This window comes from Streptomyces sp. CBMA291, from assembly GCF_014596525.1.
GTDB lineage: Bacteria > Actinomycetota > Actinomycetes > Streptomycetales > Streptomycetaceae > Streptomyces.
This window is the reverse complement of the sequence record NZ_MSJP01000098.1, coordinates 101,308-126,062: the sequence shown is the minus strand read 5'-3', so window position 1 is coordinate 126,062 and position 24,755 is coordinate 101,308. Positions and strand designations below refer to the sequence as shown.

Genomic DNA, 24,755 nt, shown 5'->3' with positions numbered 1-24,755 from the left:
TGGCCGCCGCCGGGTCCGCCCACGCCTTCCTGCTGACCGAAGGAGCCCGCGCATGAGCGCCCTGGAGGCCACCCGGGCGGCGCTGGCCGCCGAGCACGCGGCGGTGTACGGATACGGGGTGGTCGGCGCCCGCGTCGGAGCCGGACGCCGGGCCGAGGCCACCGCCGCCCACGGGGCCCACCGGGCGCGCCGGGACGCGCTGCGCCGGGCCGTACGGGACCTCGGCGGCACCCCGGAGGCGGCCGAGCCCGCGTACGCGCTGCCGTTCCCCGTGCCGGACCCCGCCTCGGCCGTGCGGCTAGCCGCCGTCCTGGAGGACCGGGTGGCCGGGGTCTACTCCGACCTGGTGCGGGCCGCGACGGGCCCCGCGCGGCACGAAGCCGCCGCCGCACTCGCCGAGGCGGCGGTACGAGCGGCCCGCTGGCGCGGCGGGGACGTAACCTTTCCTGGGCTCGCCGAGCGGGTGTGAGCCCGCGCCCCGACCGAAGGATCGACGTACGCATGGGTTTCGAACCGCCTCAGCGCCTGGTGAGGACGCTCGGAGAGACGTACGGGGAAGCCGTCGCGGCCGAGTGGCTCGGGCGGCTGCCCGCGCTCGCCGCGGAGCGGGTCGAACAGGCCTCCCTGGTCGCCGAGCGGGTGATGGCGCCCGGCGGGCGGAGCGGCCTGGTCGTGCTCGTCCGGCTGCCCGACGGCTCCCCCGCCGCGCTGAAGATCGCACCCCCGTTCGCCCGGCCCGACCGGGAGCGGGAGGCGCTCGCGCACTGGAACGGCTGGGGTGCGGTCCGGCTGCTCGACGAGGTCGGGCCGGACGCGCTGCTCCTGGAGCGGCTGCACCCCGAGGTGTCCCTGCGCTCCCTCCCGGAGGCCAAGGCGCTCCTGGAGGCGGCCGGGACCGTACGGAGGCTGTGGGTCGAGCCCCCGGCGGGGCACGGTTTCGAGACGGTGGCGGAGCGCACGGCCCGGCAGACGGCGGCGATGGAGCGCCACGGGGCGGACGAGACGGTCGGCGAACTGACGGCGACGGCGCTCGCGGCGCGCGAGGAGCTGCTGGCGGGCGAGGCCGAGACGCTGCTCCTGCACGGGAACTTCCGGCAGGGCAAGGTCCTCGCGGGGGACCGGACGCCCTGGCTCGCGGTCGGCCCCGAGCCGCTGGTGGGCGAGCGTGCGTACGACCTGGCCCGGCTGGTACGGGACCGGGTGGAGGACCTGGTGGCGGCCTCCTCGGGCGCTTCGGCGGCCCGGCGGCGGGTCAACCGGCTCGCGGACTCCCTGGACGTGGACCGGGAGCGGCTGCGCGGCTGGACGCTGTTCCGCGCGGTGGAGTCGGGGACGCGGGCGCTGGCGGCGGGGCGGCGGCAGGACGCGGAGCTGCTTCTGGAGTTCGCGGGCTGGCTGTAACTTCCCGGCCGGTCGCGCGTTCGCGGACCGGTATGCGGGGAATACCCTTGTTCATACGGTTCTTCATACATTTTTTGTACGGTTTTCGTACGGTTCGGCTCGATCCAGGGAGCCGTGATGATCGAGGAAATCCTGCTGGCGGTGGTCGGCGCGGGCGCGGCGGTAGCGGTGTACGCGGGCGCCGCGGCGCGGGTCGTGAAGCAGTACGAGCGGGGAGTGGTCTTCCGTTTCGGGCGGCTGCGCGAGGGGATCAGGGGGCCGGGGTTCACCCTCGTCGTGCCGGGTATGGACCGGCTCCGCAAGGTCAACATGCAGATCGTCACGATGCCCGTGCCCGCGCAGGAGGGCATCACCCGGGACAACGTCACGGTCCGGGTCGACGCGGTGGTCTACTTCAAGGTCGTCGACGCGGCGGAGGCGATCATCCGGGTCGAGGACTACAAGTTCGCGGTCTCCCAGATGGCTCAGACCTCGCTGCGGTCGATCATCGGCAAGAGCGACCTCGACGATCTGCTGTCCAACCGCGAGAAGCTCAACCAGGGTCTGGAACTGATGCTGGACTCCCCCGCCATCGGCTGGGGCGTGCAGATCGACCGGGTCGAGATCAAGGACGTGTCGCTGCCGGAGACGATGAAGCGTTCGATGGCCCGGCAGGCGGAGGCGGACCGGGAGCGGCGGGCGCGGGTGATCAACGCGGACGCGGAGCTCCAGGCGTCGAAGAAGCTGGCGGAGGCGGCCGGGGTGATGTCGGAGCAGCCCGCGGCGCTCCAGCTGAGGCTGTTGCAGACGGTGATGGCGGTGTCGGCGGAGAAGAACTCGACGCTGGTCCTGCCGATCCCGGTGGAGCTGCTGCGGTTCCTGGAGCGGGCGACCCCGGGTGACGGGGACGACCCGCATCCGACGGGCGGCGGCCCGGCCAGGCCCTCCGGGGCCGCTCCCGTCCCCCAGGCCCCTTCGCTCCCGCCCGTTCCGCCCCCGGTCCCGCCCTATCCGGACACCCCGGAAGGGAAGGTCCCGGACGTGTCGGATGCGGTGGAGGATCTGGCGGGCTCACCGGTGGAGCCCACGGGCCGGGAGGACGCGGCCGGCGGGGCGCCTCAAGAAGACGGGCCGCCCCTGGAGCGCGGGACACCCCGGGAAGACGAGGGCCCCCGCGAGGGCGAGGTCCAGGACCCCGCCCTCGCCGAGGGCGATCCCGCCGAGGGCGGAGCCCCACCGGACGCGGGTGCCGCCAGGCGGTGAGGCGGTACGCCGCCAGGCGGTACGGCAGTGCGCGTCAGGCGTGAGGAAGGCGGCCCGGCTCATGGCAAGGGCAGCCGAGCCGTGAGGCGGGGACCGTCAGACGGGACGCGGGCGCCGTCAGCCCGTACGGCAAGGGCAGCCGAGCCGTGGGACAACCGCCGACCGCCGTACGGCCTGTGGCGGGCCCAGTCAGGCCGTACGGCAAGGACGGCAGAGCCGTGAGACACCCGCCGTCAGGCGCAAGGCGGGCGCCGTCAGCCCGTACGGCAAGCGCCGCCGGGCCGTGAGACGCCCGCCGTACGGCCCGAGGCGGGCGCCGTCAGGCCGTGCGGCGGGGGTCGTCGGGGGTCGTCAGGCCGTGAGGCGGGCGAGGGCCTCGTCGACGGTGAGTTCCTCGCGCTCGCCGGTGCGGCGGTCCTTGAGTTCCACGACGCCTTCGCCGGAGCGGCGGCCGGCCACCAGGATCTTCGGGACGCCCATCAGCTCCGCGTCGGTGAACTTGACGCCCGGGGAGACCCCGGCGCGGTCGTCGACGAGGACGCGGAGACCGGCGGCGGACAGCTTGTCGGCGACTTCGAGGGCCAGCTCCGTCTGGAGGGCCTTTCCGGCGGCGACGACGTGCACGTCGGCGGGGGCGACCTCGGCGGGCCAGCACAGGCCCTTCTCGTCGGCGGTCTGCTCGGCGAGGGCGGCGACCGCGCGCGAGACGCCGATGCCGTAGGAGCCCATGGTGACCCGGACGGGCTTGCCGTTCTGGCCGAGGACGTCGAGCTTGAGGGCGTCGGCGTACTTGCGGCCCAGCTGGAAGATGTGGCCGATCTCGATGGCGCGGTCCAGCTTCAGGCCGGTGCCGCACGCGGGGCACGGGTCGCCCTCCTGCACCACGACCACGTCGACGTACTCGTCGACCTCGAAGTCACGGCCCGCGACGACGTTCTTCGCGTGGACGTTCTCCTTGTTGGCCCCGGTGATCCACGCCGAGCCGGGCGCGACGCGCGGGTCGGCGACGTACCGGACCTTCTCCAGGCCCTGCGGGCCGACGTAGCCCCGGACGAGGTCGGCGCGCCCGGCGAAGTCGGTCTCGGTGACCATCTCGACGGTGGCGGGCGCGAAGTGCTCCTCGACCTTGCCCAGGTCGACCTCGCGGTCGCCGGGGACGCCGATGGCGACGATCTCGCCGTCGACCTTCACCAGGAGGTTCTTCAGGGTGGCGGAGGCGGGCACGCCGAGCGAGGCGGCGAGGGTCTCGATGGTGGGGGTGTCGGGGGTGGGGATCTCCTCGGCGGCCGGGACGGCGGAGCCGTCGACGGGCACGAGGGCGTAGGAGATCGCCTCGGTGTTGGCCGCGAAGTCGCAGTTCGGGCAGTCGGCGAAGGTGTCCTCACCGGCCTCGGCGGGGGCGAGGAACTCCTCCGACTTGGAGCCGCCCATGGCTCCGGCGGTGGCGGCGACGATGCGGTAGTCGAGGCCGAGGCGCTGGAAGATCCGCTGGTAGGCCTCGCGGTGCAGGGCGTAGGAGCGGGCGAGGCCCTCGTCCTCGGTGTCGAAGGAGTACGAGTCCTTCATCAGGAACTCGCGGCCGCGCAGGATGCCGGCGCGGGGGCGGGCCTCGTCGCGGAACTTCGACTGGATCTGGTAGAGGATGACCGGCAGGTCCTTGTAGGACGAGCACTGGTCCTTGACCACGAGGGTGAAGATCTCCTCGTGGGTGGGGCCGAGGAGGTAGTCGCCGCCCTTGCGGTCCTGGAGGCGGAACAGCTCGGCGCCGTACTCGTTCCAGCGGTTGGTGGCCTCGTAGGGCTCGCGGGGCAGCAGCGCGGGGAGGGAGACCTCCTGCGCGCCGATGGCGTCCATCTCCTCGCGCACGACGCGCTCGACGTTGGCGAGGACCTTCTTGCCGAGGGGCAGCCAGCTCCAGATGCCGGCGGCGGTGCGGCGCACGTATCCGGCGCGGACGAGGAGCTTGTGGCTGAGGACCTCGGCGTCCGCCGGGTCGTCGCGCAGCGTCTTCGCCATCAACTGGGACATGCGCTGGACCGGTGCGTTGGCCATGGTTCTCGTACTCCTGCCGGGACTGACGGTGATGGCCCCGAGGTTAGCCGGGCGGCCCCGCCTCGGAGAAATCAGTTACGGCGCGTGAGCGGCAGGGGGGCTCCCATCACGGCGTACGGGCGGGCCGCGCTGGGAAAGTGCACCTGCCGGGCGAGGTCCTGGTAACCGAGGGAGCGGTAGAGGCCCCGGGCCGGACTCTCGGTGTCGATGGCGGAGAGGATCGAGCGGGGTTCGGCGGCTCCGTCGGTGATGGTGGTGATGAGCGCACGGCCCACGCCCCGGCCCTGGTGGGCGGGGTGGACGTGGAGTTCGGTGATGACGAAGGAGCGGTCGAGCCAGTCGGCGGTGCCGGTGGCGCCGAGGTAGGGCTCGACGATGGTGGACCACCAGTGGGCGCGGTCGTTGGGCATCCCGTAGACGAAGCCGACAAGTGTCCCTTCGGGGGTGGTGGCCCCGTAGGAGCGGGCCCCGGCGCACAGCAGGTGGCTCAGGACGATGTGGCGGCGTACGGCGACCTCGGCCCGGTCGAGGCCGAAGGCGAGCGCCTGCACGGCGAGGGCCTCGTCCACCCGGGCGGCGAGGTCGACCGGCCCGATCACGATCTCCGCTTCATCCATGCGGCGCACCCTACAAGCGGGCGGGGTCTCAGAACAGCACGCTCATGAAGGCGCCGGTCTCGCGGAAGCCGACGCGGCGGTACGAGGCCCGCGCGGGGGTGTTGTAGTCGTTCACGTAGAGGCTGACGACGGGGGCGATGTCGGCGAGGGCGTAGCGGAGGACGGCGGCCATGCCGGTCTCGGAGAGGCCTTTGCCGCGGTGTTCGGGGGCGACCCAGACGCCCTGGATCTGGCAGGCCTGGCGGGTGGCGGCGCCGATCTCGGCCTTGAAGACGACCTTGCCGTCCTCGACGCGGGCGAAGGCGCGTCCGGAGCCGACGAGTTCGGCGACCCTGGCCTGGTAGAGCAGTCCGCCGTCGTTGGCGAGCGGGGAGACGCCGACCTCCTCGGTGAACATGGCCACGCAGGCGGGCATGATCACGTCCATCTCGTCCTTGCGGACGCGGCGGACGAACGGGTCGGCGGCGACGGTGACGGAGGGTTCCTCGGCGACCATCAGGGGCTGGTGGGCGCGGACGTCGCGGGCGGGGCCCCAGGAGGGTTCGAGGAGCCGCCACAGTTCGGCGGTGGGTTCGGCGGAGCCGACGATGGAGGAGCAGCGGCGGCCGGTCCTGCGGGCCCGGTCGGCGAAGGCGCGGACGGCTTCGGGGGTGGCGCAGAGGGGGACGAGGTTGGCGCCGGAGTAGCAGAGGGAGCGGAGGCGGCCTTCCTCGTACCAGCCCCACATCTCGCCGCCGAGCCGCCAGGGGTCGAGTCCTGCGACCTGGACGCGGGCGGTCACGAAGGCGTTCTCGACGGGGGCGCTCTCCAGGACCGCGAGGGCGGCGCCGAGGTCGCCGGGTTCGAGGACCCGGGTGGCGGGTTGTGTCAACACGAGGGGGCCTCACCGTACGGTTCTGCTGGTCTCCGCACTCTACCCGGAGGGGTCCGGACGCCGCCCCCGGCAGCACGGTGCCCCGCCGCCCGGGGGGGGCGACGGGGCGATGCCATGGGGCCTGGAGGGTGCGGGGCCGCCCAGGGACCTGGGCCGGGTCGGCCCGTGCGGGCGGCTGTTCAGCGGGTGCTGGCGGCCCTCCAGCCGGCGATGGCGGCTGTTCAGCCCGCGATGGCGACCGTGGGTTCGCCGCTGGTGACGCCGTCCTTCTCCATCTGCTCGGCGATCTTCAGCGCCTCCTCGATGAGGGTCTCGACGATCTTCGACTCGGGGACGGTCTTGATGACCTCGCCCTTCACGAAGATCTGGCCCTTGCCGTTGCCGGAGGCGACGCCGAGGTCGGCCTCGCGGGCCTCGCCGGGGCCGTTGACGACGCAGCCCATGACGGCGACGCGGAGCGGGACGGTCATGCCTTCGAGTCCGGCGGTGACCTCCTCGGCGAGCTTGTAGACGTCGACCTGGGCCCGGCCGCAGGACGGGCAGGAGACGATCTCCAGGCGGCGCTGGCGCAGGTTGAGCGATTCCAGGATCTGGATGCCGACCTTGATCTCCTCGGCCGGGGGCGCGGAGAGGGAGACGCGGATGGTGTCGCCGATGCCCTGGGAGAGCAGCGCGCCGAAGGCGACGGCGGACTTGATGGTGCCCTGGAAGGCCGGTCCGGCCTCGGTGACGCCGAGGTGCAGCGGGTAGTCGGACTGGGCGGCGAGCTGGCGGTAGGCCTCGACCATGACGACCGGGTCGTTGTGCTTGACCGAGATCTTGATGTCGCGGAAGCCGTGCTCCTCGAAGAGGGAGGCCTCCCAGAGGGCGGACTCGACGAGCGCCTCCGGGGTGGCCTTGCCGTACTTCTTGAGCAGCCGGGCGTCGAGCGAGCCCGCGTTCACGCCGATGCGGATGGGGGTCCCGGCGTCGGAGGCCGCCTTGGCGATCTCCTTGACCTTGTCGTCGAACTGCTTGATGTTGCCGGGGTTGACGCGGACAGCGGCGCAGCCCGCGTCGATGGCCGCGAAGACGTACTTCGGCTGGAAGTGGATGTCGGCGATGACCGGGATCTGCGACTTGCGCGCGATCGTCGCGAGGGCGTCGGCGTCGTCCTGGGTCGGGCAGGCCACGCGCACGATCTGGCAGCCGGAGGCGGTCAGCTCGGCGATCTGCTGGAGGGTGGCACCGATGTCGGACGTGCGGGTGGTCGTCATCGACTGCACCGATACGGGCGCGTCCCCGCCGACGGCCACGGTGCCGACCTGGATCTGGCGGCTCTTGCGCCGCTCGGCGAGCCGGGTCGGGACGGTCGGGATACCGAGAGAAATCGCGGTCATCTTCTGTACAACCTCAGGGTCGTGCGTCGGCGGGCTCAAGGTCTCCGAGGTTACCGCCCCGGGGACGGGGGGCTTGACACCGGCGGTGCGGCCCCACTCTTTCTCGGAAAGACTGCGCTCTACGTGATCTTCACCGGGTTCACCAGGTCGGCGGCGAGGACCAGCAGGGTGAAGCAGACGAAGACGCCTGCCACCACGTACGCGGCGGGCATCAGCTTCGCCACGTCGAAGGGGCCCGGGTCGGGGCGCTTGAAGATCCGGGCCGTGTGACGGCGCAGGGACTCCCACAGGGCGCCCGCGATGTGGCCGCCGTCGAGCGGGAGCAGCGGGAGCATGTTGAACAGGAAGAGCGAGACGTTGAACATGACCAGCAGCTGCATGAACATGACGAGGATCGTCGTCGGGGGCGCCTCGATGGTCATCAGCTCACCGGTGATGCGGGCGGCGCCGACGACGCCGACCGGGGAGTCCTCGGCGCGCTCGCCGTCGCCGAAGGTGGCGTCCCAGAGTCCGGGGATCTTGGCGGGGAGGGCGATGACCGAGCGGACGCCGTTCTCCATGAGGTCGACCATGTGCTCGGTGGTCTCGCCGAAGCTGAGCGGGGCGACCTCGGTCTTGGAGGCGAAGCCGAGGTATCCGGCGGGGATGTAGGTCACGGGCCGGACGACCTTGCCGTCCGCGTCCTTCTTCGGGACCTGGTTGGAGACCAGGGTGGGGTGCAGGTCGACGCGCTGTCCGGCCCGTTCGACGGTGACGGTGGCCGGGCCGATGGTGTCGCGGATGTGGTTCGAGAGGGTGTCCCAGTCGGAGACGGGGGTGCCGTTGAAGGCGACGATCCGGTCGCCTTCGCGCAGTCCCGCCTTGTACGCCGGGGAGACGGGGTCTCCGGCGGCGCACGTCTCGCGCTGCTCGCTCTGCGCGATGACGCACTTCTGGACCCCGGCGACCTTGGTGGTCTGGCCCTCGATGCCGAGGGTCATCATCGAGCCGAAGAACAGGGCGGCCGCCAGGACCAGGTTCATGAAGGGTCCGGCGAACATGACGATGACGCGCTTCCACGGCCTGCGCGTGTAGAAGAGCCGGGTCTCGTCGCCGGGCTCCAGCTCCTCGTACGAGGCTTCGCGGGCGTCCTCGATCATCGAGCGCCAGGGCGAGGTGGAGCGGGCTTCGATGCGTCCGTCGTCGCCGGGCGGGAACATGCCGATCATGCGGATGTAGCCGCCCGCCGGGATGGCCTTGATGCCGTACTCGGTCTCGCCGCGCTTGCGCGACCAGACGGTGGGGCCGAAGCCGACCATGTACTGCGGCACGCGGATGCCGAAGAGTTTGGCGGTGGAGAGGTGGCCCAGCTCGTGCCAGGCGATGGAGACCAGCAGCCCCAGCGCGAACAGCACGATGCCGAGGACGTACAGGAGTACGGTCATGCGCGGGCCTCCGGTGTTGCCTTCGCTGCGAGCTCTCGGGCCCGAGCACGCGCCCAGGTCTCCGCTTCCAGGACGTCCGGCACCGTGAGGGAGGTTCCCGCACGGGGGGTGCCGTGCTCGGCGACGACCGCCGTGACGGTGTCCACGATGCCGTTGAAGTGCAGCCGCCCTTCGAGGAACGCGGCCACGCACTCCTCGTTGGCGGCGTTGAAGACGGCGGGGGCGGTGCCGCCCAGTTCGCCGACGTGCCGGGCGAGGCCGACGGAGGGGAAGGCCTCGGTGTCCAGCGGGAAGAACTCCCAGGTGGAGGCCTTGGTCCAGTCGAAGGCGGGGGCCGCGTCCGGGACCCGTTCGGGCCAGCCGATGCCGAGGGCGATGGGCCCGCGCATGTCCGGCGGGGTGGCCTGGGCGAGCGTGGAACCGTCCGTGAACTCCACCATCGAGTGCACATACGACTGCGGGTGGACGACGACCTCGATGCGGTCGAACGGGATGTCGTAGAGCAGATGGGCCTCGATGACCTCCAGGCCCTTGTTGACCAGGGTGGCGCTGTTCACCGTGATCACCGGGCCCATCGCCCAGGTCGGGTGGGCGAGCGCGTCCTCGCGGGTGACGTCGGCGAGCTGGGCGCGGGTCCGGCCGCGGAAGGGGCCGCCGGAGGCGGTGACGACCAGCTTGCGGACGTCGGCGCGGGTGCCGGCGGCGAGCGCCTGGAAGAGGGCCGCGTGCTCGGAGTCGACCGGGATGATCTGGCCGGGCTTGGCGAGCGCCTTCACCAGCGGGCCGCCGACGATCAGCGACTCCTTGTTGGCGAGGGCGAGGGTGCGGCCCGCTTCGAGGGCGGCCAGGGTCGGCGCGAGGCCGATGGAGCCGGTGATGCCGTTGAGCACGGTGTGGCACGGCGAGACGGCCAGTTGGGTGGCCGCGTCGGGCCCCGCGAGCAGTTCGGGCAGCGGCTCGGAGCCGTACAGCGCCGTCAGCGCCTCGCGCAGCTCCGGCAGTACCTCCTCGCGGGCCACGGCGACCGCGGCGACCTTCAGCCGGTGCGCCTGCTCGGCGAGGAGCCCGACCCGGCCGCCGGAGGCGGCCAGGGCGGTGACCCGGAAGCGGTCGGGGTTGCGCAGGACCAGGTCGATGGCCTGGGTGCCGATGGACCCCGTCGAGCCGAGGACGACGATGTCCCGGCGTCCTTCGGAGACGTCGAAGGCGATATGGGGGTCGGCGAGAGGAGAGGGGCGGTCGCTCATGCCCCCCATTCTTGCCCCAAACACTGTGCGCTCTTCACGGGGTCCGGGAGAACTCCTCGAACGCCTGGTGGAAGTCGGGGAACGTCTTCTTCACACAGCCGGGGTCGTCGAAGGTGACGCCGGGGGTGCGCAGCCCGGTGACCGCGAAGGACATCACGATCCGGTGGTCGCCGTGGGTGGCGATCTCGGCCGGTCCCGTCGGCGTGCCGGGGTGGATCTCGATCCAGTCGGGCCCGGTGTGGACGGTGATGCCGAGGCGGCGCAGGTTCTCGGCGCAGGCGTCGAGCCGGTCGCACTCCTTGACCCGGGTGTTGGCGACGTCCTCGATGCGGACCGGTCCTTCGGCGAAGGGCGCGATCGCGGCCAGGGTCGGCATGGTGTCGGAGATGTCCCGCATGTTGACCGTGAGTCCGCGCAGGGTGCCGGTGGAGCGGACGGTGGTGCCCTCGGCGGTGGTCTCGACCTCGGCGCCCATCCGGCGCAGTACGTCGACGAAGGCGAGGTCGCCCTGGAGGGCGCCGGTGCCGAGCCCGGGGACGGTGACGGAGCGGCCCGGCTGGAGGGCGGCGGCGGCGAAGAAGTAGCTGGCGGTGGAGGCGTCGGGCTCGATCCCGTAGGTCAGGGCGCGGTAGCCGGTGGGGGCGACCCGGTAGGTGCGGCCCTCCCGGACGACGTCGGCGCCGAAGCTCCGCATCATGGCCAGGGTGATCTCGACGTACGGCTCCGAGACCAGGTCGGTGACGGTGATGTCGAGGCCCTTGGCGGTGAGCGGGCCCAGCATCAGGAGGGCCGTCAGGTACTGGGAGGACTGCCCGGCGTCGAGGGTGAGCGCGCCGCCGTCCACCCCCCGGGCGTGCACGTCGAGCGGGTGGTGGCCCTCCTGTCCGCCGTGGCGCAGGTCGACGCCGAGGGTGCGCAGGGCCTCGGTGAGCGGGCCGAGGGGGCGCCGCCGCATCTGGGCGGAGGCGTCGAAACGGTAGGTGCCGTGCCCGGCGGCGACGAGGGTGGGCAGGAAGCGGGCGGTGGTGGCGCCGTCGCGGCAGTAGACCTCGGCGGTCTGCGCGCCGGGTCCCGCGGGGCGGCCCTCGATGTGCCAGGCGCCGGGCTCGCGGCGGACGGTGTAGCCGAGGGCGGCGAGCCCTTCGGCGAAGCCCTCGGTGTCGTCGGAGACGAGGGGCCGCAGAAGGGTGGTGGTGCCCTCGGCCGCGGCGGCGAGGAAGAGCGCGCGGGCGGTGACGGACTTGGAGCCGGGGATGTCTATGACGGTCACACCCCTCATCCTGCCGCGCGGGGCCACCGGAGGACCCGCTGTTCCGCATGCCGGACCACACGCCCGACCGGGACCGATGGGGTGGGTGGCCGGAATCTTCCGGGGGGGGGGCGGGCTCGGGCGCGTATGGGGCGGGCGAGGGCTTGGGGGCGTACGGGACGGGCCCGGTTCCTCCGGAGGGGCGGGCATGGGTGCGTACGGGATGGGCGAGGGGTCCCGGCGTACGAGGGAGGCGAGGAGGTCCGGCGTACGGAAGAGGCGAGCTGGTCCCGGCGTACGGAGGAGGCCGGGGGGGGTCCCGGTGAAACGGCGAGGCGGTCCGGGCCCCCGCACAGTGGGTCCGGACCGCCTGGTCTGGTGGGGCGCCCCGAGGGGGCGCCCGTCGGCCGCCGCCGTTCCTAGAGGGCGAGGCCCGTCAGGACGAGGACGCGCTCGTAGGTGTAGTCGTCCATGGCGTACTTGACGCCCTCACGGCCCACGCCGGAACGCTTGACGCCGCCGTACGGCATCTGGTCGGCGCGGTACGAGGGGACGTCGCCGACGATCACGCCGCCGACCTCCAGGGCGCGGTGGGCGCGGAAGGCGGTCTGGAGGTCGTGGGTGAAGACACCGGCCTGGAGACCGAAGTCGGAGTCGTTGGCCATCGCGAAGGCCTCGGCCTCGCCGTCGACCTTGGCGATCGTCAGGACCGGGCCGAAGACCTCGGAGCGGGCCAGGGTGACGTCCGCCGGGAGGTCGGTGAGGACGGTCGGGGCGTAGGTCGCGCCCTCGCGCTTGCCGCCGGTGAGGAGGGTGGCGCCGGCCGCGACGGCCTCGTCCACCCAGGACTCGACACGGCGGGCGGCGGCCTCGTCGACGAGCGGGCCGACGTCGGTGGTCTCGGCGGCCGGGTCGCCGGTGACCTGGGACTCGACGGCGGCGACGATCTTCGGCACCAGCCGGTCGTAGACGCTCGCGTCGGCGATCACGCGCTGCACCGAGATGCAGGACTGGCCGCCCTGGTAGTTGGAGAAGGTGGCCATGCGGGTGGCGGCCCAGTCGAGGTCGGCCTCGGAGGACCAGTCGCCCAGGACGATGGCGGCGGCGTTGCCGCCCAGCTCCAGGGTGCAGTGCTTGTGCGGCACCGACTGCTGGATGGCGTAGCCGACCTTGTCGGAGCCGGTGAAGGAGATGACGGGGAGGCGCTCGTCCTGGACGAGGGCGGGCATCCGGTCGTTCGGCACGGTCAGGACGGACCAGGAACCGGCCGGCAGGTCGGTCTCGGCCAGGATCTCGCCCAGGATCAGGGAGGAGATCGGGGTGGCCGGGGCCGGCTTGAGGATGATCGGGGCGCCGACGGCGATGGCCGGGGCGACCTTGTGGGCGGCCAGGTTCAGCGGGAAGTTGAACGGCGCGATGCCGAGGACGACGCCCTGCGGGATACGGCGGGTGAGGGCGAGGCGGCCCGCGCCACCGGCCTCGGTGTCCAGACGCTGGGCCTCGCCCGCGTTCCAGCGGCGGGCCTCCTCGGCGGCGAAACGGAAGACGGAGACGGCCCGGCCGACCTCGCCGCGGGCCCACTTGATGGGCTTGCCGTTCTCGCCGGAGATGATCTGGGCGATCTCCTCGGTGCGCTCGGCGAGCCGCTTCGCCACGTGGTCGAGGGCGGCGGTGCGGATGTGCGCCGGGGTGGCGGCGAACTCGTCGACGACGGCGTGCGCGGCGGCCACGGCCTCCTCGACCTGGGCCTCGGTGGGCACGCTGACCTTGCCGACCAGACGTCCGTCGTACGAGTTCGTGACGTCGAAGGCGGCCTCGCCGGTGGCCTCGCGGCCGGCGAGCCAGAAGGCGTGGGTGGTCGTCATGGGGTCCCGGCCCTTTCCGTTTCGGGGAGTGAGCGAGCGCTCTCGTGACACGTTAGGGCCGGGACGGCGGGCATGGGCTTGTCCGCTGTGGAGTGGTGGGGGCGAAGCTCTGTCCGAATTGGCCGAACGACTTTCGGCCGGACCGGCGCGGACCGCGCGGACCGGCCGGGCCGGGTGGGCGCCGGGCCCGGGTGGGTGCCGGGTTGGGGTGGGTGCCAGGCCCGGGTGGGCCTCGCGCGCCGCCCCTCAGCCGCGCCGCTCCGTCGAGACGATCAGCCCGACTCCGCCGACGACGATCACGCCGCCCAGGAGAAGCGGCCAGGTCAGGGCCTCGCGCAGGAAGAGGGCGCCGAGGGCGACGGCGACGACGGGGTTCACGTACGCGTAGGTGGCGACCAGCGAGAGCGGCGCGCGCTGGAGGAGCCAGGCGTACGCGGTGAACCCGATCAGGGAGCCGAAGACCACCAGATAGCCGAGCCCGGCCCAGGAACGCCCGGAGACCGAGGCGAGGTCGAGCCCGTGCCGCTCCCCCTTGGCCAGACCGAGCACCAGGCTGCCGAGACCGCCCGCGATCATCTCGTACGCGCTCGCCGTGAACGGGTCGGCGGGCATCGGGAGATACGCCGAGGAGAACGAGCCGAGCGACCAGAACAGGGCCGCGAGCAGGACGAGGACGATGCCGGTCGCCTTCACCTCGCCGGTCAGCCCCGGCAGGCTGAGCACGGCGAGCCCGCCGAGCCCCAGGAGCACGCCCGCGAGCCCTCCCGCGCCGGGCCGCCGCCCCGCGGCGGCCTTGAGGAGCACGACCCAGGCGGGAACGACCGAGATCAGCAGGGCGACGAGCCCGGAGGGCAGCGACGTCGAGGCGAGGACGACGAGCCCGCCGCCGCCGAGGAGCAGGAGCAGACCGACGAGGAACGCCGAACCGAGCTGCCGCCGGGTGACCTTGACGGCGCCCGGCCCCCGGCGCCAGGCGACGAGCCCGAGGAGCAGCAGTCCGGCGGTGACGTAGCGGGCCCCTGCGGAGAGGAAGGGCGGCAGCGTCTCGACGACGAGCCGGATGGCGAGATACGTCGATCCCCACAGGACGTAGACGATGCCGAGCGCGATCCACACGGCGCCGGTGATCCGGCGGACGGGGCCGGTGGGAGCGGAGGGATCGGAGGGGTCGGCGAGACCAGTGGGATCGATGGGACCAGTGGGATCGGTAGCGGCAGCGGGGGCGATGGGGGCGATGGGAGCGGTGGGGGTACGGGATAAGGCGCTGGCCCGGGGTGGCTCGGGGGCCGGATCCACGGCAGGGCTTGTCATGAACAGAGCCTAGGGAGGCGGGGTGGGGCGGCCAAGGGGATTTCCCCGGGGCGGGCGAGGGGCGATTCGGTGGCCGGGGGACGGTTTTCCACGCCCGGCGGAACCCGTGAGGGCCGTGCGCCGTCCTCCTGCCTACGGGGGCCGTGCGTTCGATTCCCGCCCCTGCCCGCAGAGGCCCGGACGTTCCCGTCGGCGGCCTGAAGACCGTACGGCCACAGAGCCGGACAGACCCGCTCGCTCAGCCGGGCCCGAGGAGACTCCCATGGTCCTTACCGCTCTGATCGGTGTCGTCGCACTCGCCGCGGTGGGCTGCGTCTGCGTGGTGTGGGCCGCGCGGGGCGGACCGAAGGGGGCCCGCGCGGTGGCCGCCGTGACGCTGACCGCCGGGGAACTGGTGCGCGCGGGAGCACGCGCGAACGGCCGGTCGAACAGCCGGAACGGGAATGACGTCGGGACGATGGGCTGCGGCAACGACGGCTGCTGAGACACGGGGAGGGGAGCGGAGGCGGGCGAAAAAGGGGACCCAGGGGGGCGAAAACGGGCCACGGGGGCTACTTCGCCCCCTCCTCCGTGGCCTTCAACGCCAGCCACAGCTCCATCCGTACGTCCGGATCGTCGAGCGAGCGGCCGAGGATCTCCTCCACCCGCCGCATCCGGTAGCGGAGGGTGTGCCGGTGGACGCCGAGGTCGGCCGCCGCCGCGTCCCACTGGCCGTGCCGGGAGAGCCAGGCGCGCAGGGAGGCGACCAGATCGCCCCGGCCGGTGGCGTCGTGGTCCCGGAGGGCGCGGAGCATGCCGTCGGCGAAGGCGCGGACGGCGTCGTCGGCGAGGAGCGGAAGGACCGAACCGGCCGCCAGGTCCTCGTGCTCGACGAGCGCGCGCCCGCGTCGCCGGGCGACCGAGAGCGCCTGTTCGGCCTGTTTGTACGCGGCTGCCGTCAGGGCGGGCGCGGTGGGCGCGGACAGGCCGACGACGATTCCGGCCTCCTCGGCCTCCCGGGCGGCGTATCCCCCGCAGGCGGTGACGACCGCGCCGTCGTCCCCGGCGAGGACGACGAGCCGGTGTTCGCTCTCGGCGACGGTGAGGACGGCCTCTCCGGCGCGGGCGGCGGCGGCTTCCAGGTCCTCGGCGAGCAGCGGGAGCGCGGGTTCCCCGGCGGGTTCGGAGCCCGCGGGTTCGGCGACGAGGAGGCGGAAGGGGGCGTCGAGGAGTCCGCCGTACACCCCGCCGGCGACCGTGCGGGCGTGGTCCGCCTGGCCTTCGAGCAACAGGCGCAGGATCGCGGCGCCGAGGCGCTGTTCGGCCGCCTGGAGGGAACGCGAGCGTTCGGTGGTGAGGGTGAGAAGGGCGATGGCCGAGTGCACGGCGTACCGCTCGGCCGTGCCGAGGGGGGCGGCCGTGCCGACGGCGAGGGCGCCCCGGACGCGTCGGCCGGTGCCGAGGGACTGGAGTTCGACGCGGTCGTCGGTGCCGCCGACGACGGCGCTCGCGGGGGCCGGGCGGGCGCGGAGGCGTTCCACGTCGGGGGTGAGGCGGGCGGCGCGGCGGGCCGCCCAGTCGGGCGAGACGGCGACGACGGAGCCGGAGGTGTCGTAGAGCGCGGCCCAGCCGTCGACGTGGGCGGCGAGCCGGGCGACGACGGCGTCGGGCCCCTCGGCGAGGGCGGCTCTGGTCAGCTCGCGCTGGACTTCGAAACCGGCGGTGACGGCCCGGTACTGGTCGGCGGAGATGGCGGCGGAGACGGCCTTGCTGATGGCGAGGAAGGGGGTGCGGCGGGGCACTTCGAGGAGCGGCAGGTGCTCCTCGCGGGCGGCGGCGAGGAGCGCGGGCGGGATCTCCTCGTAGTTGACGCCCACGGCGAAACCGAGCCCGACGACTCCGGCGCCGAGCAGCCGGCGTACGTAGCGGCGCATGGACGCCAGGTCCTCGGCGTCGAGGGTGAGCGCGGTGGTGAGGAGGAGTTCGCCGCCCTCCATGTACGGGACGGGGTCGGCCAGCTCGCTGACGTGGGCCCAGCGGACGGGGGTGTCGAGACGGTCCTCACCGGCACGGACGACGAGTTTGAGCGAGGAGTGCTGGACGAGCGAGGCGAGGGTGGGCGGCATGTGCGGACCGACGGACCTTTGAGCGAGGGGGCACCGCTCAACCGAGCGACGCCCCCGATTGTGCCAGCACACGGGGGCACCCGCTCAGCCGAGCGGGCCGGGCGGGGGGCACGGCTCGGCCGGGCGGGCGGGTCGCGGAGGGACGCGGCCCGGCCGGGCGGGCGGGCCGCATGGTGTCCCGGCTCGGCCGGGCGGGCGGGGTTCTCGCCTCAGCCGTTCAACTCCACGAGCAGCGGGGGCACGTGCTCCCCCCGCACATGGGTGAGCGAGAGCACGGCGTGCCCCGGCGGCACGGCATGCGCGAGATCGGAAGCGGACCACCGCTGCCGCTCGACTTCCCGCACGGTGACGGCTTCGGTGGTGACGGCTTTGCCGGTGACGAGTTTCCGGAGGGCGTGGAGGGCACGGGTCATCGGCTGGTCGGCGAAGACGGTGTGGTGGGCGACCTCCTTGGTCTCCACCCGTTCGGTGCCCCAGGCCTCGGCGAAGGCCCGCCCGTCCCAGGTGGGAAGTCCTGCGAAGGCCATCCGGCAGCCGACGACGGCGAGCAGCGGGCCGTGCAGTGCCTCGGGCACTTCGGCGAGGGTACGGAGTGCCAGGACGGCGCCAGCGTTCTGCGGGCGGAGCCGCTGGAGGCTTCGGAGGGTTCCTGCCGTCAGGGCGCCCGCGGCCTCGTCGAGCACCAGGCAGACGAAGTGGCTCCGGCCCGGCCGGTCGCGGGTGACGGACTGGAACTGGGCGAGCAGCAGCCGGTTGAGCAGCCGGGCGGCCTCCTCGTGACCGCCCTCGGGCAGGGCGATCCGGACGCGCATCGGGTGCTGGGCGACGGCCCGCAGCGAGAAGGGCCGTGCGTCGCGTCCGCCGCCGAAGAAGTCGGCGAAGACCGGGCGGTCGAGGGCGGCGAGCCGGTCGGCGAGGACGGGGCCGACGTCGGTCGCGGTGCCGACCTGGCGGATACGGGAGTCCAGCTCTCGCCGCATGGCCGGGGCGCCGTCCTCGGGCAGCAGGCCGAGCAGCGCCTGGAGGGTCTCGGGGCGGGCTTCGAGCAGTTCCCGCAGGACCGGGACGGTCGGGAAGCGTCCGTAGGCGACCCGGTAGGGGCCGATGAGCTGGGCGAGCACGGTGGCGGCGCGCCGGGTCTCCACTCCTTCCATGTCGCCGACGAGTCCCTCGGCGAGGAAGTCGGCGGCCTCGTCGGGGTCGGTGGCCCCGGCGTAGAGGTCCAGGTCGTAGCGGGAGGAGGGGTCGCCGAGGCGGACGACGACGTCGTACGAGGCGTCGGGGCCGAGCGGTGATCCCGCCGGGCCGACGGCGACGACGGCGCAGGAGCCGGTGAGCGCCTGCAGGGCGAGCGTCTCGACGACGGGTGCGACGAGGTGCCGGGTCTTGCCCGCGCCGGAGGGGCCCACCGCGAGGAGGGAGGTGCCGAGGAGGCCGGGGTCGAGGGCGAGACCGGCGCCGTGGTAGGCGTCCGGGGTGCGCTCGGCGGGTGCGTACCGGCCGACGCGGACCTGGCCGAGGAGCAGGTCGTGGGTGGCCCGGCGGCCCGGCAGATCGCGGGCGCCGGAGGGGTGGGCGTCCGCGGCGGCGCCCTCCTTGAGGATCAGGTCGGCGACGGTGGCACGGCGGGCGGGGTCCCGCCAGGCGCGGTGGATCCGGGCGCAGTCGGCATCGCTCATGCGTCCGGCGGCCAGTTCCGCGGTGAGCACCTCGGCGGCCTGATGGGCGCCTGCCTCGCGCAGCTCCGGCCAGCGGGAGCGTGCGGTCTCGGGCGCGGCTGCGGGGACCGGTGCGGTGGTGGCCCGGCGGGCGCGGAGGAGGGGGAGCCAGCCACCGACCCGGGCGAAGGGCCGCAGGACGAGCGCCGTGACGAGCGCGTAGACCGGGTAGACGAGGAAGGGCGAGCCGAGGGCGGTGTAGCTGCCGGCGACGAGGGCCACGAGGGAGAGCGCGGGGGTGGCGATGGGCAGTGGGTCCCAGCCCAGTCCGAAGGCCTCCGGCCAGACGAACATCAGGGCGATCAGGGCCCCAGCGCCGGTGAGCGCCGCCCGGCCGGGCGGCCGGAAGCGGTCGAGGTAGAAGCGGACGATGCGGCCCCAGGAGCCGACGGCGGCGACGGCGCAGACGAGCCCGACGAAGAAGGCTCCGGCGAAGACCTCGTGCGCCGCCTGCCCGTGCCAGTCACGGGGGGTGGTGCCGAGGCTGTACCACCAGTCCCCCGGGGTGAGGGTCTTGAGCACCGCCCACATGTAGGGGAGGGTGCCGCGTCGGAAGGCCGACCAGATGAGCAGGCCGACCGCGAGCGGGACGAGCATGCCGATGACGGTGACGGGGGCGAGCCGGACGGGCGCCGCGGCCGGTGGCGGGACGTGGCGGAACCGCCAGATGCCGAGGCCCGCCTCGGGTCGCGGGGCGTCCAGCCACTCGACGACGGCCGGGGGCGCGCCGGGGGGCTGTGGGGGCCTCGGCGGTGCGGTCCGGCCGTAAGCGGGCGGGGCGGAGGGCGGTGGGGGCACGGGCCGGACTCGGGCCGGGGGGATGTCCATGGGCGCTGTGGTGTCCGCCGGAGGTCCGGCCGGAATCCGGCCGTCCCGTGCGGGGCCGCCCTGTGGTCCGCCGATCGGCGGCACCCCACCCCCCTCCCCCCGACTCCCACCCGACTCGTACCTGCCGTCGTTCTCCATGTACCCCTGCCCCCTGACCAGCCAGGTCGCCGCGTCTGTGCCAGCGTCAATCTAGTGGGCCCGGGGGTCCGCGGAGGGGTTTCGCGGGGGTGGGGGGCGGGGGTGGAAACGGAACCGCCATGTCCATCTCGGATAACGACACGCCCACGACCACTCCCTATCGGCGCATGCCCAGGCGTCTCCCCCGCGCCTAGCCTGCGGAGGAAACCCGCAAGTGCGTCCAGATCATCCCCAGGAGCCCCGCATGAACGCTGTCCCGCAGGAGCGGCGCGTCGTCACCGCCATCCCCGGTCCGAAGTCGCAGGAGCTTCAGGCTCGCCGTCTCGACACGGTCGCCGGTGGCGTCGGTTCCACGCTTCCCGTGTTCACCAAGCGGGCCGGTGGGGGCATCATCGAGGACGTCGACGGCAACCGTCTGATCGACTTCGGTTCCGGCATCGCCGTGACCTCGGTCGGCGCCTCCGCGGAGGCCGTGGTGCGCCGGGCCGCCGCGCAGCTCCAGGACTTCACGCACACCTGTTTCATGGTGACGCCGTACGAGGGTTACGTGGAGGTCTGCGAGGCGCTGGCCGAGCTGACGCCGGGCGACCACGCCAAGAAGTCCGCGCTGTTCAACTCGGGCGCCGAGGCCGTCGAGAACGCGGTGAAGGTGGCCCGTTCGTACACCAAGCGCCCGGCGGTCGTCGTCTTCGACCACGGCTACCACGGCCGGACGAACCTGACGATGGCGCTGACGGCGAAGAACATGCCGTACAAGCAGGGCTTCGGTCCGTTCGCGCCCGAGGTGTACCGCGTGCCGGTGGCCTACGGCTACCGCTGGCCGACCGGTGCCGAGAACGCCGGCCAGGAGGCCGCCGCCCAGGCGATCGACCAGATCACCAAGCAGATCGGCGCCGAGAACGTCGCCGCGATCATCATCGAGCCGGTCCTCGGCGAGGGTGGCTTCATCGAGCCCTCGAAGGGCTTCCTCCCGGCGATCGTGAAGTTCGCCAACGACAACGGCATCGTCTTCGTCGCGGACGAGATCCAGTCGGGCTTCTGCCGCACCGGCCAGTGGTTCGCGTGCGAGGACGAGGGCATCGTCCCGGACCTGATCACCACCGCCAAGGGCATCGCGGGCGGCCTGCCGCTCGCCGCCGTGACGGGTCGCGCCGAGATCATGGACTCCGTCCACGGCGGCGGTCTGGGCGGCACCTACGGCGGCAACCCGGTGGCCTGCGCCGCCGCGCTCGGCGCCATCGAGACGATGAAGGAGCAGGACCTCAACGGCAAGGCCCGCCGCATCGAGGAGGTCATGAAGGCCCGCCTCGTCACCATGCAGGAGAAGTTCCCGGTCATCGGCGACATCCGCGGTCGCGGCGCCATGATCGCCATCGAACTGGTGAAGGACCCGGCGACCAAGGAGCCGCACGCGGCCGGTGCCGCCGCCCTGGCGAAGGCCTGCCACGCGGCGGGTCTGCTCGTCCTGACCTGTGGCACGTACGGCAACGTGCTGCGTTTCCTGCCGCCGCTGGTCATCGGCGAGGACCTGCTGAACGAGGGCCTCGACATCATCGAGACCGAGCTGGCCTCGATCTGATCCACGAGTCCGCGGGGCCGCGGGGCCACGGATCTGCGGATCTGCGGCCCACCGGCTCACACGGCCCACCGGGTCGGCGGGCCGTGTGAAGAGGTGAAGAGTGTGTGGGGGGCCGATGGCGGGACGCGTTTCCCGCTGTCGGTCCCCTCTTCTCTGCCGTACGGTTTCTGCGGATGAGAGAAACACCCCGGGCGGAGCCTCCCCAGCCCCGCCCACACCGTGCCGCCGCGCACACCACCGGGGCCCCGTGCCCCGGACCTCCTCACCGATCGGATGGCCGCTCGCCCCACACCCCCCGGGGCGAGCGGCGGCCCGGTCCCCTCGGCCGCCCTGGAACCACCCCCCCTGTTCCAGGGCGGCCGGCCATCTTCTCTGCGCTGCTCGTCCTCGCCGTCACGACCTGGCAGGTGCTCGTCCACGGCCCGCTGGTCCGGCTCGACGAACGCCTTTCCGGGGCCCTGGTGGACACGGTTCCCCGGCCCCTCTCCGAGCTGGCCTCCGACCTCGGTTCCATGAGCGTCGCCCTGCCCGTGCTCGGCTGCGCGATGGCGTACGCGGTGTGGCGCGGCCGTCGGCTCGCCGCGCTGTACGCGGGTCTCGCGATGGGCGCCGTCCCGCTCCTGGTGGTCCCCCTGAAGGCGTGGACGGCCCGCCCCGGCCCGCTGGACCCCTGGAACCACGGCTACTTCCCGTCGGGTCATACGGCGACGGCCGCCGTGGCGTACTTCGGCGCGGCCTTCCTGGTCTCGAAACGGCTGGTTCCCGTCGCCGCCGTACTGACGGCGGTGACGGGAACCGGGCTGGTCCTGAGGGGCTACCACTGGCCGCTGGACGTGCTGGCCAGTCTCTGTCTGAGCCTGCTGGTGCTGGGGGTCAGCTCCACTTGTACGCGGAGAAGTTGTTCGAGAACTGCCACTGGTTGTAGCGGTCCCAGTTGATCGACCAGGTCATCAGACCGCGCAGGGCGGGCCAGGTGCCGTGGGTCTGGTACGAGCCGCAGTTGGTCTTCTTGGTGAGGCAGTCGAGGACCTTGTTGACCTCGGCCGGGGCGGTGTGGCCGTTGCCCGCCTGGGTGGAGGCGGGGAGGCCGATCGCGACCTGGTCGGCGCGCAGGGCCGGGAAGAAGCGGTCGGCGTTGCCCGCGACCGGGAAGCCGGTGAGCAGCATGTCGGTCATGGCGATGTGGAAGTCCGCGCCGCCCATCGAGTGGTACTGGTTGTCCAGGCCCATGATGGAGCCCGAGTTGTAGTCCTGGACGTGGAGCAGCGTCAGGTCGTCGCGCAGGGCGTGGATGACCGGCAGGTAGGCGCCGGCGCGCGGGTCCTGGCCGCCCCAGGGGCCGGAGCCGTAGTACTGGTAGCCGAGCTGGACGAAGAAGGTCTCGGGGGCCATGGTGAGGACGAACTTCTGTCCGTACTTGGCCTTGAGGGTCTTGACCGCCTGGATCAGGTTGACGATGACCGGGCTGGTCGGGTTGCGGAAGTCGGTGTCACCGGTCTGGAGCGACAGCGAGTGGCCCTCGAAGTCGATGTCGAGGCCGTCGAGGCCGTACTCGTCGATGATCTTCGAGACGGAGCTGACGAAGGTGTCGCGGGCGGCGGTGGTGGAGAGCTGGACCTGTCCGTTCTGGCCGCCGATGGAGATGAGGACCTTCTTGCCCGCGGCCTGCTTGGCCTTGATCGCGGCCTTGAAGTCGGCCTCCGACTCGACGGTGGGGCACTCCGTCACGGGGCAGAGCTTGAAGCGGATGTCACCCGAGGTCACCGAGGTCGGCTCGCCGAAGGCCAGGTTGATGATGTCCCAGGAGGCGGGGACGTCGGCCATCCGGGTGTAGCCGGAGCCGTTGGCGAAGCTGGCGTGGAGGTAGCCGACGAGGGCGTGCGCGGGCAGGTCGGTGTTGCCGCCGCCCCCGCCGCTGGTCGTGGTCGCGGTCACGCCGCCCGACTTCGGCGACTCGCCCGCGCTGTTCACGGCGCTGACCTGGAAGGTGTACGCGGTGGAGGCGGTGAGGCCGGTGACGTTGGCGGAGGTGCCGGTGACCGTCTGGACCTTGGTCGCGCCCTGGTAGACGTTGTACGAGGTGGCCCCGGAGACCGCCGTCCAGGTGAGCGGCACGCTGGTGGAGGTCGGGGAGCCGGCCGCGAGGCCCGTGGGGGCGGCCGGGAGCTGGACCGGGTCGCCGCCGGGGCCGAACAGGGAGAGGTCGTCGGCCTGGTAGGCGGGGGTGCCGTACCAGCCGTGGGTGTAGATGGTGACCGAGGTGGTGGAGGGGCCCGTGGTGAAGGTGGTGCTGAGCTTCTGCCAGTCGGGGGCGGAGCCCGTCCAGGTGGAGACGTCGGTGGTGCCGGTGCCGGAGGCGCCGAGGTAGACGTAGCTGCCGCGCACCCAGCCGCTGAGCGTGTACGAGGAACTCGGCTTGACCGTGACGGTCTGCGAGCAGCGGGCGTTGTCGGCACCGGCGGGGGTGGCCTGGAGCGCCTTCGTACCGCTGTGGACGGGGGTGGAGACGGCGGTGCCGCTGCCGCCCGAGCAGCTCCAGCCGTCGAGACCGGCCTCGAAGCCGCCGTTGCGGGCCAGTTCGGCGTCGGCGGCCTGGGCCGCGGGGGTGAGCGCGGCGAGCCCGCCGACGGCGAGGGCGCCCGCGAGGAGCAGGGTGAGGGGTCTTGCGCGGTCCACAACTGCCTCCGGATGTGGGGGAATCGGGGGTCGGGTGCGCCACAGCATGGTCCAGACCAATCGAGTGGTCAAGACCTCTGACTCCGACGTCCGCACGGCGGACGGACCGGTCCGCCCACCGTACGGAGCGCCCGGCCCGCCCCTCGCCCGATCATGGCCCGCCGCGCCGCCCCCGGGGCCCGGCCGATGGAGCACACCGCGTCGTATCCACCGGCCGGGGGCCGGAAGGTCCGCACGTCGGCCTGTTCGAAGGTGGCGCCGGGCGCGAGCCGTCCGATGAGCCATTCCAGGGCCGCGAGCTGCCCGGGGACGTCGGCGAACACCTCCTCGTACCGTGCTCCGACCTCGTCGAGAACCGCCGCCGCCGACTCACCGCGGGACTGCGGGGTGTCGCTCACCGAACGGACCTCCCGCTCTCGGACCGGGGCCCGGCCACCGGCACGGCGACCGGGGCCCGGTCTGCCGTGCCCTCAGAACGCCAAGGCCCGGCCCGGCCCCGAGCCGTCCCGCCCCTACCCCGCCCCGAGCCGTCCCGTCCCTACCCCGCCCCTACCCCTCGCCTCCCCCGCGTCCGATGCGCCCCGCCGCCTCGTGCATCGCCCGTTCCAGGAGGACGGCGTCGGTGAGCAGGCCCGTGCCGTCCGGGGGGACCAGCCAGCGGACTCCGCCGCCCACCCGGCCGGGGTGCGGGATGGCGATCCAGGTCCCGGTGCCCGCGCCCCGGACACCGGTGCCGAGCCAGCCGGTGGCGGTGCCCGGTGGCACGAAGAAGCCGATCCGGGCGTCGCCGAAGTCGGCGAGGACCGGACCCGGCCTGCCGACCAGACGGGTGAGGACGTCGAGGGTGGGCCCGCCCAGTTCCCCCGGCAGGATGAGCACGTCCCAGCGCCGGCCGGCGGGCAGCAGCGCGACCCTGTGCGGGCTGCGCTCCCATTCCCACCGGCAGGCGTCCGGGTCGGGTGCGACCGAAGCCAGCCACTCCGCGGCGCGCTTGGCGCCCGGGGCCCCCGTACCAGTCATCGCGTGGTTCTCCTTCCGTGTGGACACGTT

At 73.2% G+C, this 24,755-nt stretch carries 20 protein-coding genes; 6 read left to right on the top strand and 14 right to left on the bottom strand.

The genetic code is table 11. The features are described from left to right. The first annotated feature begins 52 nt into the window (after positions 1–52). From BU197_RS24090 to BU197_RS24080, 3 genes are all read left to right on the top strand, one after another. Positions 53–469 (top strand): DUF4439 domain-containing protein, encoded by a 417-nt coding sequence (locus BU197_RS24090; RefSeq protein ID WP_188270395.1) that lies wholly within the window; start codon positions 53–55, stop codon positions 467–469. A gap of 32 nt (positions 470–501) precedes the next feature. Continuing rightward, positions 502–1,401, top strand: a complete 900-nt coding sequence (locus BU197_RS24085; RefSeq protein WP_188270394.1) for an aminoglycoside phosphotransferase family protein — start codon at positions 502–504, stop codon at positions 1,399–1,401. A gap of 117 nt (positions 1,402–1,518) precedes the next feature. After that, entirely contained in the window at positions 1,519–2,643 is a 1,125-nt protein-coding gene (locus tag BU197_RS24080) for a slipin family protein (protein WP_188270393.1), read from the top strand. 351 nt (positions 2,644–2,994) lie between these two features. Here the strand turns inward: BU197_RS24080 and BU197_RS24075 are convergent, their stop codons facing one another. The 9 genes from BU197_RS24075 to BU197_RS24035 all read right to left on the bottom strand — a co-directional run bounded on the left by BU197_RS24075 (position 2,995) and on the right by BU197_RS24035 (position 14,661). After that, on the bottom strand, positions 2,995–4,695 hold the full coding sequence (locus BU197_RS24075) for a proline--tRNA ligase (protein ID WP_188270392.1): 1,701 nt from the start codon (positions 4,693–4,695) through the stop codon (positions 2,995–2,997). Between the two features lie 71 nt (positions 4,696–4,766). Next, complete coding sequence (locus BU197_RS24070; protein WP_188270391.1) at positions 4,767–5,312, bottom strand: GNAT family N-acetyltransferase; 546 nt, start codon at positions 5,310–5,312, stop codon at positions 4,767–4,769. Between the two features lie 28 nt (positions 5,313–5,340). Continuing rightward, positions 5,341–6,186, bottom strand: coding sequence for a GNAT family N-acetyltransferase (locus BU197_RS24065; protein ID WP_188270390.1), 846 nt, complete (start codon positions 6,184–6,186; stop codon positions 5,341–5,343). Positions 6,187–6,407: 221 nt separating this feature from the next. After that, on the bottom strand, positions 6,408–7,565 hold the full coding sequence (gene ispG / locus BU197_RS24060) for a flavodoxin-dependent (E)-4-hydroxy-3-methylbut-2-enyl-diphosphate synthase (protein ID WP_188270389.1): 1,158 nt from the start codon (positions 7,563–7,565) through the stop codon (positions 6,408–6,410). A gap of 119 nt (positions 7,566–7,684) precedes the next feature. Further along, the gene (locus tag BU197_RS24055) at positions 7,685–8,989 is read right to left on the bottom strand and encodes a M50 family metallopeptidase (RefSeq protein ID WP_188270388.1); all 1,305 of its coding nucleotides are present in this window, start codon (positions 8,987–8,989) and stop codon (positions 7,685–7,687) included. Then, positions 8,986–10,236, bottom strand: coding sequence for a 1-deoxy-D-xylulose-5-phosphate reductoisomerase (gene dxr, locus BU197_RS24050; protein ID WP_188270387.1), 1,251 nt, complete (start codon positions 10,234–10,236; stop codon positions 8,986–8,988). The genes BU197_RS24055 and dxr overlap by 4 nt, the downstream gene beginning before the upstream one ends. A gap of 34 nt (positions 10,237–10,270) precedes the next feature. Further along, positions 10,271–11,506: a 3-phosphoshikimate 1-carboxyvinyltransferase gene (aroA, locus tag BU197_RS24045; protein WP_188270386.1), complete on the bottom strand. Its 1,236-nt coding sequence runs from the start codon at positions 11,504–11,506 to the stop codon at positions 10,271–10,273. A gap of 398 nt (positions 11,507–11,904) precedes the next feature. Continuing rightward, the gene (locus tag BU197_RS24040; protein WP_188270385.1) at positions 11,905–13,350 is read right to left on the bottom strand and encodes an aldehyde dehydrogenase family protein; all 1,446 of its coding nucleotides are present in this window, start codon (positions 13,348–13,350) and stop codon (positions 11,905–11,907) included. Positions 13,351–13,596: 246 nt separating this feature from the next. Beyond that, a complete protein-coding gene (locus tag BU197_RS24035; protein ID WP_188270384.1) occupies positions 13,597–14,661 on the bottom strand; it encodes an EamA family transporter in 1,065 nt (354 codons plus the stop codon). Positions 14,662–14,923: 262 nt separating this feature from the next. On the opposite strand from BU197_RS24035, the gene BU197_RS24030 reads away from it, so the two are divergent. Further along, the gene (locus BU197_RS24030) at positions 14,924–15,145 is read left to right on the top strand and encodes a hypothetical protein (RefSeq protein ID WP_188270383.1); all 222 of its coding nucleotides are present in this window, start codon (positions 14,924–14,926) and stop codon (positions 15,143–15,145) included. A 67-nt stretch (positions 15,146–15,212) separates the two neighbouring features. On the opposite strand, the gene BU197_RS24025 is transcribed toward BU197_RS24030, so the two are convergent. Both BU197_RS24025 and BU197_RS24020 read right to left on the bottom strand, forming a co-directional pair. Further along, on the bottom strand, positions 15,213–16,766 hold the full coding sequence (locus BU197_RS24025) for a PucR family transcriptional regulator (RefSeq protein WP_188270382.1): 1,554 nt from the start codon (positions 16,764–16,766) through the stop codon (positions 15,213–15,215). A 209-nt stretch (positions 16,767–16,975) separates the two neighbouring features. Continuing rightward, a complete protein-coding gene (locus tag BU197_RS24020) occupies positions 16,976–19,450 on the bottom strand; it encodes an ATP/GTP-binding protein (protein ID WP_188270381.1) in 2,475 nt (824 codons plus the stop codon). Positions 19,451–19,694: 244 nt separating this feature from the next. Here BU197_RS24020 and gabT point away from each other — a divergent pair, with 244 nt between their 5' ends. Beyond that, on the top strand, positions 19,695–21,029 hold the full coding sequence (gene gabT, locus BU197_RS24015) for a 4-aminobutyrate--2-oxoglutarate transaminase (protein WP_188270380.1): 1,335 nt from the start codon (positions 19,695–19,697) through the stop codon (positions 21,027–21,029). A 407-nt stretch (positions 21,030–21,436) separates the two neighbouring features. Beyond that, entirely contained in the window at positions 21,437–21,967 is a 531-nt protein-coding gene (locus BU197_RS24010; RefSeq protein ID WP_317452331.1) for a phosphatase PAP2 family protein, read from the top strand. On the opposite strand, the gene BU197_RS24005 is transcribed toward BU197_RS24010, so the two are convergent. The 3 genes from BU197_RS24005 to BU197_RS23995 all read right to left on the bottom strand — a co-directional run bounded on the left by BU197_RS24005 (position 21,903) and on the right by BU197_RS23995 (position 24,725). Beyond that, entirely contained in the window at positions 21,903–23,705 is a 1,803-nt protein-coding gene (locus BU197_RS24005) for a chitinase (RefSeq protein WP_411158526.1), read from the bottom strand. The genes BU197_RS24010 and BU197_RS24005 overlap by 65 nt on opposite strands. A 68-nt stretch (positions 23,706–23,773) precedes the next feature. Then, positions 23,774–24,103 (bottom strand): hypothetical protein, encoded by a 330-nt coding sequence (locus BU197_RS24000; protein WP_188270378.1) that lies wholly within the window; start codon positions 24,101–24,103, stop codon positions 23,774–23,776. Between the two features lie 151 nt (positions 24,104–24,254). Further along, the gene (locus tag BU197_RS23995; RefSeq protein WP_188270377.1) at positions 24,255–24,725 is read right to left on the bottom strand and encodes a hypothetical protein; all 471 of its coding nucleotides are present in this window, start codon (positions 24,723–24,725) and stop codon (positions 24,255–24,257) included. Positions 24,726–24,755: the final 30 nt, after the last annotated feature.